We start from the raw sequence: 10,185 nt of genomic DNA, 5'->3' as shown, positions 1-10,185 counted from the left end.
ACCTTACCGATAACGTAATGTTGCTATCAAACCGTTTGTTAGTAAGGCTCGCCCAACGGTGGGATAGATTTCAGATAGTGCCACATGATCTGCTTTTGATGACTATCTCCTAGCGCTGCTGCAAAACCACCAAGTGCCAGCACGCGCATCCCAAGTATTGTGACCAATGTCCCAGGCCGAAGCATAGCGTCATCAAAATTTGGCAGCTCCGCAAGCTCTGCTGCGTAGGCCTCACGAACAGAGGCAGCCGCAGGCTCATCAAGAAGCACCAGTGTTTCGGGATCTAATGTGGTGATAGCTTCCCTCAAGAGGCTGTTTTTGAGATTGCTTCCGTCTGCGCATATCGTGGAAAGAACCATCCAATCTTCCGGCGCATAACCAAGTGCTTGAAGCGCCGCGTGCAATGCTTTGCTCTCAGCATCTGAAAGCAATGGTTGATGTTCTGAGCTTTTCTCAGCTTGCGCGCCCTTCGAATTCTCAAAATCACCCTTTATAAGCAGCACACTTGAGAACGCATTGCCATCCATAACAACGCCTCGTTCAACCAGGTTATTGATTTCATGACGTGCTTTTACAAGATACGCCTCGCGGATTTCTTCTCTCTCACTCGTCATTGATCCCCTTGCCCTGCTCTGCTTTGGTTGAACGTATTTTATCTCGCGCCCTTCAGATACCATTCACACTATATTGCTCGATTTGATGCGATAAAACTTGTATATCCGTGGGTATAAGCGTTTCAACTAGCAAGGGTAAGAGCCCATGAATTTTATTTCTGAGCGTTTACCCACGTTCAAAATAGAGGTCCCCGACGTTCGTTTTGTGCGAGCGCGGTCGCTAAAAGGAGGAAGCAATGGCTGCTCAGGCAATCACCTCAGAGAATTTCCTTTCCGTCGTCTCTGGTTCGGATGTTCCGGTGCTTATCGACTTCTGGGCTGCATGGTGCGGACCATGTCGTGCACTGAGCCCTATTGTTGAAGAGGTCGCTGACGAGCTTAAGGGCAAGCTCGCAGTGTACAAGTGCAATGTCGACGAACAACCGGATCTTGCTTCAGATTTTCATATCGTATCTATCCCAACACTTATTGTGTTTAAGGATGGCAAGCCTGTTCACAGCATGGTCGGCAGCATGCCAAAGGCAGCCCTGCTCGACGAGCTCAAGGCATTCATTTAAGAAATACACACGGTTAACCAAAGAGGGCTTCCGAAATCGGAAGCCCTCTTTTTCTCACGCTATACGTTATTTATCTGCTCCAGGAGGGTCGAGCTGAATAATCTCTGCGTCGACTACGCTGCCATCAGAAACAACAATTCTTCCGCAGGTGGGACCTAGTATGGTACGCGGAAACGTGGGGCTGCCAGGATTCATAATCAGGCAGCGTTTTTCCTCTTTAATAAAGGGACGGTGCGTGTGTCCGCAAATGGCAACATCACAGACACGCGGATCAATACGCTCGCGATAGTGGCAAATCATCCAACGCAAACCACCAATATGGGCAGTTGTGAAAGCACGAACCTCTGGACCATAGGCATAGCTGTAATCGTTGTTGCCAAGACAGGCATACACAGGGGCTAACTTGCAGAGCCGCTCATAGTCTGTTCGCGAACAAATATCACCCGCATGCACAATGATGTCGGAGCCTTCGAGCGCTTCGAGCAATTTATCATCGAGATAGCCGTGGGTATCGCTTACAACACCTACTACTATCTTGTTCTCGTGGTCGTCCACTTTGTGATGCCTCTCTAAAGCCCTAATGCTCGTTTAAGCTGCACAACACGACGCCTCGAGACAGAGATTTTCTTACCTTCAACACCGTTAATGCCGAGCTGCAGAATGCCACTCGAGACCACTTCAACATCCTCAACATAGTCGAGATTCACAATGTAGCCACGGTGGACGCGGAAGAAATTATGGGGCGCCAGCTTATTCTCGAGTTGAGCCAGAGATGTAGTGGAGAGATAGCGATCGGTATCTGTATAAATGCAGGAATAGTCATCCTTCGCTTCGATGTAGCGAATTTGGTCGATAGGAACCAGTACCTTGCGGCCGCCCTTCTCAACAGGAATGCGCTCTACTGAAGTACGGGTTGCCTGCTGTGGACGGATACGCTCCTGTACCTTATCGAGGGCCTGTACCAAACGCTCGGTCTCAACGGGCTTCATCAGGTAGTCAACCGCATTGACATCAAAAGCCTCAAGAGCGTACTCGCTATAGGCGGTTACAAATACAACTGCAGGCGGATTCTTGAGCTTGTGCAGAGCTTCAGCCAATTGCGTACCGCTTGTCTTTGGCATAGAGATGTCCATAAAGAGCACGTCAGGACGGCCTTCCATAAGCTTCTCTACAGCCTCGCGAGCGCTTGAAGCCTCTACGATTGAGTCAACCCGGCCCGTTTCTTCCAAGAGGAAACGGAGCTCAGAACGGGCTGGGGCTTCATCGTCAACGATCATGGCATGCAACATCTAACATCCTCCTATCAACCGTCCAAAAAACGGCGACTCCACAGGGCGCGCCCGCACAGCGGACGACTCAGCTACTCCAACTCCGAGGCAACACCAGCAAGACGTACTGTCACGCTTGTGCCCTCGCCTGGCCTTGACATAATCTCAAGTCCCGAACCACTACCATAGAATCTCTTCACGCGTTCCGCAACGTTTCGTAGTGCCATGCCGGTACCGCGTGGATTGTTACGGTCAGGCCCTGCCGCGCGCGATCGCAAGCGCTCAGCGGTTGCCTCATCCATACCTAAACCATCATCAGTCACCGAAATGAGCACGTCATCCTCATCCCGTGCAACATGAATATCAATGTGAAGCGGCCCTTCATCTCGCATTGCGTGTCGTACCGCATTCTCGACCAGAGGCTGAACCATAAATGCGGGAACGGGGAGATCTTCGCATCCGGGTGCAATGTGCTCCCGTTCAATAATACGATCCTCACCAAAACGAGCATGCTCAAATTTGAGATAACGTCTTGTTTGCTCAAGCTCGCTCGCAAGAGAAATACGCGATTCGGAGTTCTCCAGTGTTTGACGATAGAAAGCTGCAAACTCTCGGAGCAGATCGCGCGCCTGTGTAGGATCGGTGCGTGTGAGTGCGGCAATGGTATTGAGGGTATTGAACAAAAAGTGAGGGTTTATCTGCGCCTGCAAAGCCTTCACTTCGGCCTTTGCCGTAAGCTCTACCTGCCTATCAAGCTCTGCTGCCGAGAACTGTGTGGAGAGTACCTCACCAAAACCATGTGCAATTGCAAGCTGAGCACGATCCATATCGCGGCGGTGACGATAGTAAAACTTAATCGTGCCGATAGTCGTCTCGCCCACGATAAGCGGCACGACAATGCCAGCAGGCACAACCCCTCCTAAGTCCTGCGGGTCTCCACTCGTCTCGGGAACGAGCGACGTAAAGGTTTCAAGCTTTCCACTCTCAAGCACTTTGTAGGTAGCAGGTGTGCTAATAGGACTTCCCGGAGGATAGTTGCTCGACGACTCGCCAACATACGCCAATACCACCTCGGTATCGGTCATTGCCACTGCCATGGCTTTTGTTTCTGGGAGAAGCAGCTGGCATATCGCCTGGCAATTCTCTTTGGTAAGGCCACCTGAAGTGTGCGCGAGAACATTGGAGGTAAGGCGAAGTGTTCGCTGAGTAGCGCTTACGCGCAGCTCATCTGGAACTACCAACAACGCAACATCGCCCAAACATACCGCCAGCAGCAAAATCAAACCCATTGCCAACAGCGGTGTTAAGCCGCTCTGAAGCATGCTGGGAACTGCGAGTGCACAAAGCAGCGTTGCAGCAACGAGTGAAGCACCCATTACGGCAACAAAATGCCGCTCAAGCCAACCCATCACAAGGTTCCTCCGATATTATTTGTCAATTCCATCCAGCTCGTAGTATGCGAAGGTGTGGGAGCCTTCGGAGTACCGCGCGCAATGATTCGACGCGCAAGGAATGAATCGTCCCACAATTCGGCAGCAACCTGCTGCCAGCAGGCCACAAACGGCCAATAACGCTCGGCATTCGCAGTTGCATAGGCCGCAGCCTCTTTACGCCCATGCTGGAATATCCAAAAATATTCTTTTCTTTCCGGGCAACCAATGGCACGAAGAAGTGATGTCCACGCAATGCGTGACGTCACATTTGGCATAAGCCATGGCCCCGGATATGGATCCAAAGACGATGGCGATGTCCGTTGAACATCAATGCGCTTATTAGCTCGCTCGAGTTTTGCGGCCTCATACATCCACCTGTAGACATCCTGCAAAAATCGCGCAGGCATATGCCGGGTAGGAGGCGGCAAGTGCCGCACATGCCAAGCCGAATCGAACCATAAGTCCTTGCCGGCAAGACGCAGGTTAAGCAAGTAATCTAAATCTTCTCCGCGCGTAATCCACGGATCGAAGGGCACCTCAGTAAATGCGCTTGCATGTAGCGCCATGCAGCCGCCGCAACATACATTTGAGCGTATGACGCGCGGTGTATTTTCATCAAGCGCACGTTTCATCCATGCATTAAAGCCCTCATGCTTGCTCCATTGGCGGTTATACCAGGCCACATGATCTGAAGCAAAGGGGCTGGAATCGCGGTTTAAGAAGTATCCCGACTTAGCCTGAATGGGCGTATTGTCTGAGCTTTTCATGCCCGGTCCATATACAGCATCTATAAGAAAATTGGGATCCTCAGCCACCTCATCATCGTCCATAAACACAACGATGTCGTAACCCAAAATACCTGCAACCAACAGGCCCATATTGCGAATAGCGCCATACCCTCGCAGTGAGATGGTCTCACCATCCATATTGGGCGCTATACGATTTACGGCCGATGAGACAAGCTGTGCCTCCGCAGCACCAATTACAAGCAGGTTAAGCTGTGGGTGCGAACGACAAATACCATCAACACGGGCGCGCGCCGATTTACGCACTTCAGGCTGTGCCACCACAAGCACAATAACGCGCATCACACCACGAACCTGCTCAAGTGATGCAAGGCATTTTTCAAGCTCAGGAACGGGACGACCTACCGATGTTGCATGGTCATATGACCCACGCTCGTGCAGGTCGCAAGGGACATCGTCGGATTCCCAATATGTAGGGATGACGATGGCTGGGTTCATTTTTCTGCGCCACCCTGAGAAGTCGTGGAAGCATCGTTATGCTCGGGCTCTTCGAGCTGCTCGACAAGAGGAGAACGTTTCAGTGCGCGAGCAAGCGGAAGTCCCAACACATACATAACAACAGCTTCACCTATACCAGTAGAAATCAGCCCGAACAGATACATGGGCAAATACTGTCCGTCCAAAGCAATTGTCGTAAACGGAATGGTATAAAAGCCCATTCCCTGCAGCATAAGCGGTAAATAAGCAGGGACGATAAGAGCGTTAGCAATAACTGGCCCAAGAAGGGCAAGCGCCGGACGACGACGCATACGCCAAGTAAAAGCTGCTCCAATAGCAGTTGCCAGCGTGCCAAAGACAACATCAAGCAGGCCAAGCGTGCCAGTGCCACCCAAAACGATATTGGCAGCATTTGCAAGGGCACAACCTATGGCAAGACCAGGAACAGCATCTGCTGAAAAGAGCGCTAACACGCAAAGGGCTTCAGAAATACGGAACTGTACCGGTCCCCATGCCAGACCGCCTAAAAACATCAGCGCAACCAATGAAGCAGCGGCATAAGCAGCAGCTATCATGCCTACACGTGCAATACGACGCGCACGGAGGTTATTTTCAACTACGCTGTCTGTCATGCGCTTCTCCACGTTTACACCAACTTTCTGGCCGATAAAAGCCTTTTCTTAGTCCGTCCATCGGACATGTCTTGACTCTCTGTGTTCATTCTATCTTATACGCTTCTCAATGCTGCACGCGATGACGAGAAGATTGTTCACGCGTGCGTTCGAGCAAACGGTTGTATGAGCCTTGTAAGCGCGTTGCCATGTCGCCCGTTGCATCCCGAGCCGGCACAATGCCATGCTCATCTGATACTAAAAACACCTCATCGTATTCGCCAACGCCCTGAGCGATTGGCTCTGCCGTGTTGGCCGATCGGCTTACGGGAATGCCCAACGTTGAAGCAAGATCCAATACAAGCCCGCACGAAGCGGATGGCTGCTCACCTGTTCCAATTCCGGCAACAAGTCCTTCTCCTCGGCGAATCCAGAGCGTTTCTGGCGCAACGCCAAGCTCCTCCGCTTCTGTCCGTGCCGCTACAGCTCGTTGAGCAAGCGATCTTGTCGTTTGCTTACGAAGTGGCACATAAGGGCCGCAGCTCATTGCTGCGCGTCCCTCGTCATCAACCACAAGCATGAGAACTCCGTCGGGCTGTTCTGCCGATCCAGCAGACAAGGTCCATTCGATATGCTGATGTGCCCAGGCGACAAGAGCATGCGGAATCTTTTTGCCCTGCACCATACGGGCAGCAAGCGCACGAAGATGGCGTTTTGCCAACGGCAGCTCTGATCCAGCAAGACGCCAGCGGCACACAATGGCAGGTGTTCCAAGCGTAAAGGCCTCAAGCTGCTCCATTGCTTCTTGAGAATCGCCTGGATATCCAACAGCTGTATCTCCCATGCGTTACACCTCCACTGATAAAAAAGGCGGGGCCCAAGACCCCGCCCTCATTACGAGAGATGCCTACGTTAGCACGCCTTGGACGCCATTAGTGGCGGAAGTGGCGATGTCCAGTAAACACCATGGCAATGCCATGCTCATTGCAAGCCTCAATGCTTTCGTCATCGCGCTTTGAGCCGCCCGGCTGAATAATGCAGGTCACACCGTGCTCGGCAAGCGTATCCACATTGTCGCGGAACGGGAAGAAGGCATCAGAAGCGCAGGCATAGCCGCCCTTCTCAACGCCCATGCGCTCGCATGCTTCATCGGCACGCTCGCACGCAAGGAGTGCCGAATCAACACGATTTGGCTGGCCAGGACCCATGCCGATACCAGCTTTGCCCTTGGAAATGAGAATAGCGTTGGACTTCACACCCTTGCAGACGCGCCATGCGAACATAAGCTCGTCCATTTCCTCGGGCGTAGGCTTGCGCTCAGTTGGGCACGTAAAGGTTGCCGGATCCTCGTTTACGCTATCCACGTTTTGAACCAGCATGCCGCCATCTACCGAACGCAGCTCATAGCGAGCGTGTCCACCTGCTCCACCGGTTGCAAGTACGCGGAGGTTGGGACGCTTGGCCATGCGCTCAAGCGCTTTTTCTGAGAACGACGGCGCAATGATAACCTCGACAAACTGCTTATTCTCGTCTGCGAAATGCTCCACCAGCTCATAGGGAACCTCGCGGTTGCACGCAATAATGCCGCCGAAGGCGCTCTTCGGGTCGCAGGCAAAAGCGCGGTCATAAGCAGTGGTAACATCCTCTGCCACAGCAGAACCGCAGGGATTTTGGTGCTTGAGGATAACGCATGCCGGATCATCAAACTCACGAACCAGGTTCCATGCGGCATCGGCATCCAGGAAGTTGTTGTACGAAAGCGGCTTACCCTGAATCTGCTGGGCACCAACGAGCGGATGCTCAGAAGTTCCCATATCTGCAAAGTCGCCCGTGAAGCGATACACCGCAGCCTCTTGCTGGGGGTTCTCGCCGTAGCGCAAATCCTGTGCCTTATCGAGACAAAGATCAATCTCAGCAGGAGCACCCTCGGTGTTCTCTGCAAACTCTGCATCAAAGCGCTTTGCAAGCCAGGCAGCAATGGCTGCATCATAGTGAGCCGTGGTCTGATACACCTTGAGCTGAAGACGACGACGCAGCTCAGGAGTGGTGCAGCCATCGTTTGCACGCATCTCTGCAAGAATGGTGTCGTAATCTGCAGGGTCAGACACCACTGTTACCGACTCAGCGTTTTTGGCTGCAGAGCGCAGCATCGAAGGGCCGCCAATATCAATGTGCTCGATAGCGTCGGCAAACGTAACGTCGGGCGCAGCAACCGTTTTTTCAAACTCATACAGGTTGACACAGACAAGATCAATCATGCCAATACCATGAGCTTCTGCCTCTGCCATGTGCTGGGGGTTATCACGCCTTGCAAGCAAGCCACCGTGCACCTTGGGATGGAGTGTTTTTACACGCCCGTCCATCATCTCAGGAAAGCCCGTGTACTGCTCAATGGGCACCACATGGACGCCGCCCTCTTCGAGCGCGCGAGCAGTACCACCAGTAGAAATCACCTCGACACCAAACTCGTCCTCAAGAGCTTTGACAAATTCGACGACGCCGGTCTTGTCGGTTACCGACACGAGTGCGCGCCTAATGGGGCTTGCCGCCATGGACCCTCCTTTGAGTTCTTACAGAAAAGTATCGACAGCCAACCCTATTGAGGGGTTGGGTTGTACACACAAACACGATAGCATCTGACAGCGGGCTTAAACATCCCTGAGTTGCGTTAAACAGCATGTATACCGAAATTTTTGGAGGTATGTATGACAACAACCGACCCATCGCAGAGCGCTGTAGCGCTGCGGCCTTTTAATGAGAGTGACTTCGCGTCGTTTGCCGAGCTGCTTGCAGAGTTATGGCACTCTGAGAGCAGTAGTGAGCTCTCTCTTCTGCAAGGATCTGAGGAACTTTCTCACCATTTGTCGGAAGCGACCTGGGGCATTGTTGCTGAACAATCAAAACCAATCGGCCTGTGCCTTGTAAAACTCACATCTGATCTTATGCTGCCCACAGCAGCTGAAGGCGATGCAAGTTTTGGCGGAGCGCTTAATGCTGAAGTGTGGGAAAAGCGCCATGCTGCTTTTGTAGAACAAGCTCAGGCCTTAGATGGCGCAAGCGCTTGTCCTGATCCCATTTGTGCTGCCGAAGATGTGCTCATGAATCGCACGCTCGAGGATGACGGAACCTCTGTAGGTATTCTTCAGCTTCTTGTTTTGTCACCTGAAGCACGCGGTCTTGGCCTTGGACGTCGCCTTATGCAGGCCGGTCTTTCCCTGATAAAGGCTGCCGGAGCATCCCGTTATCGCCTATCCACTGACGAAGGATGCGATTGGCAATTTTACGAGCATATTGGGCTGACGCGCATCGCCGAAGATACACTTATACTCCCAGACGATGATGCTGCTCGCGCATTTTCTTACTTTGTGTATGAGGGAACCTTATAAAGGCAGGTCTTGAGGATTACCTCGAAGCATTCTCGGTGTGCCAACAAACAGATTGACACACCGAGAAAATCTATAAAACGCTTATGCGGAAATGATGCGTGTTCCTGAAAGGCCAGACATGGTTTCTGATGCCTTATCAAGCGAGCCAATGATGCAGAGCCTGCCCTTACGAGAGTTTACAAATTTAATGGCCGCACGAACCTTGGGCTCCATAGAGCCTTTTCCGAATTCGCCTGCATCGGCAAGACGCTGAGCTTCTTCAGCGGTAATCTCATCCAAATCGCGCTGATTGGGCTTACCAAAGTTCACGGCAACATGCTCTACAGCAGTGAGAAGGAAGAGCACGTCTGCGTCGCAATCCTCGGCAAGAAGCTCAGCTGCCATGTCCTTGTCGATAACGGCAGCAACGCCCTTATAGGCACCCTTATCCGAGTAATCGCGCACCACAGGCACGCCACCGCCACCGCATGCGACAACAATGAATTCATTGTCGAGCAGATTCAAAATGGAGTCGGCCTCAACAATTTTCTTAGGCTCAGGGCTTGCCACCACACGGCGCCAGCCACGGCCGGAATCCTCCACATAGGTCATGTCTGGATGTGCGACCTTCTCCTCTTTCATTTCTTCTTCTGTGAGGAACTGACCGATTGGCTTTGTGGGGTTATCAAAACTTGGATCGTCTGGATCAACCTCAATTTGGGTTACCACTGTTGCAACATGCCAACGCTTATATGCTTTATGCATTGCAACGCCCAAACCCTGCTGCAGATGATAACCAATATAGCCTTGAGACATAGCTCCGCATTCTGGGAGATCCATCGCGGGGATGGAATTGTCAGCAGCATGAGCAGTTGCAAATGCCTTCTGGATCATGCCAACCTGAGGGCCATTGCCGTGCGTGATAATGATTTCATTGCCTTGCTGAATAACACCAAGCAGTGCTGGAGCAACCTCACGAACTCGACGAATTTGATCCTCAGGCGTATCGCCAAGCGCATTGCCTCCCAGCGCAATAACAACACGATCGGGTTTCCCAAATGCCTTTGTCATGGCAATTCCTCCAGAACGATTC

General features: G+C 52.1%; 11 protein-coding genes. 2 read left to right on the top strand and 9 right to left on the bottom strand.

The genetic code is table 11. The features are described from left to right. Positions 1–38: 38 nt before the first annotated feature. A complete protein-coding gene (locus ACQY6Y_RS04065; protein ID WP_428379033.1) occupies positions 39–614 on the bottom strand; it encodes a hypothetical protein in 576 nt (191 codons plus the stop codon). A gap of 236 nt (positions 615–850) precedes the next feature. Here ACQY6Y_RS04065 and trxA point away from each other — a divergent pair, with 236 nt between their 5' ends. Next, positions 851–1,171, top strand: coding sequence for a thioredoxin (gene trxA, locus ACQY6Y_RS04060; protein WP_428379032.1), 321 nt, complete (start codon positions 851–853; stop codon positions 1,169–1,171). Between the two features lie 66 nt (positions 1,172–1,237). On the opposite strand, the gene ACQY6Y_RS04055 is transcribed toward trxA, so the two are convergent. The 7 genes from ACQY6Y_RS04055 to purH all read right to left on the bottom strand — a co-directional run bounded on the left by ACQY6Y_RS04055 (position 1,238) and on the right by purH (position 8,279). Continuing rightward, positions 1,238–1,726 carry a metallophosphoesterase family protein gene (locus ACQY6Y_RS04055; protein ID WP_428379031.1) on the bottom strand — a complete coding sequence of 163 codons (489 nt, stop codon included), beginning with the start codon at positions 1,724–1,726 and terminating at the stop codon, positions 1,238–1,240. A gap of 14 nt (positions 1,727–1,740) precedes the next feature. Further along, positions 1,741–2,460 carry a LytR/AlgR family response regulator transcription factor gene (locus ACQY6Y_RS04050; protein ID WP_428379030.1) on the bottom strand — a complete coding sequence of 240 codons (720 nt, stop codon included), beginning with the start codon at positions 2,458–2,460 and terminating at the stop codon, positions 1,741–1,743. A gap of 71 nt (positions 2,461–2,531) precedes the next feature. After that, the gene (locus ACQY6Y_RS04045; protein ID WP_428379029.1) at positions 2,532–3,848 is read right to left on the bottom strand and encodes a sensor histidine kinase; all 1,317 of its coding nucleotides are present in this window, start codon (positions 3,846–3,848) and stop codon (positions 2,532–2,534) included. Beyond that, positions 3,848–5,116: a glycosyltransferase gene (locus ACQY6Y_RS04040; RefSeq protein ID WP_428379028.1), complete on the bottom strand. Its 1,269-nt coding sequence runs from the start codon at positions 5,114–5,116 to the stop codon at positions 3,848–3,850. Before ACQY6Y_RS04040 ends, ACQY6Y_RS04045 begins: the two co-directional genes overlap by 1 nt. Then, positions 5,113–5,748: a QueT transporter family protein gene (locus tag ACQY6Y_RS04035; protein ID WP_428379027.1), complete on the bottom strand. Its 636-nt coding sequence runs from the start codon at positions 5,746–5,748 to the stop codon at positions 5,113–5,115. The genes ACQY6Y_RS04040 and ACQY6Y_RS04035 overlap by 4 nt, the downstream gene beginning before the upstream one ends. Positions 5,749–5,854: 106 nt before the next feature. Further along, positions 5,855–6,571, bottom strand: a complete 717-nt coding sequence (locus ACQY6Y_RS04030) for a hypothetical protein (RefSeq protein WP_428379026.1) — start codon at positions 6,569–6,571, stop codon at positions 5,855–5,857. 88 nt (positions 6,572–6,659) lie between these two features. Continuing rightward, entirely contained in the window at positions 6,660–8,279 is a 1,620-nt protein-coding gene (purH, locus tag ACQY6Y_RS04025) for a bifunctional phosphoribosylaminoimidazolecarboxamide formyltransferase/IMP cyclohydrolase (RefSeq protein WP_428379025.1), read from the bottom strand. A 153-nt stretch (positions 8,280–8,432) separates the two neighbouring features. Here purH and ACQY6Y_RS04020 point away from each other — a divergent pair, with 153 nt between their 5' ends. Then, the gene (locus ACQY6Y_RS04020) at positions 8,433–9,113 is read left to right on the top strand and encodes a GNAT family N-acetyltransferase (RefSeq protein ID WP_428379024.1); all 681 of its coding nucleotides are present in this window, start codon (positions 8,433–8,435) and stop codon (positions 9,111–9,113) included. 81 nt (positions 9,114–9,194) lie between these two features. Here ACQY6Y_RS04020 and arcC read toward each other — a convergent pair whose 3' ends face one another. Further along, positions 9,195–10,163, bottom strand: coding sequence for a carbamate kinase (gene arcC, locus ACQY6Y_RS04015; protein ID WP_428379023.1), 969 nt, complete (start codon positions 10,161–10,163; stop codon positions 9,195–9,197). Positions 10,164–10,185 lie beyond the last annotated feature (22 nt).

Source organism: Olsenella sp. Marseille-QA0557 (assembly GCF_965119725.1).
GTDB lineage: Bacteria > Actinomycetota > Coriobacteriia > Coriobacteriales > Atopobiaceae > Coprovicinus > Coprovicinus avistercoris.
Note: the sequence above shows the minus strand (reverse complement) of the source record. Positions and strands in the feature narration are given on the sequence as shown.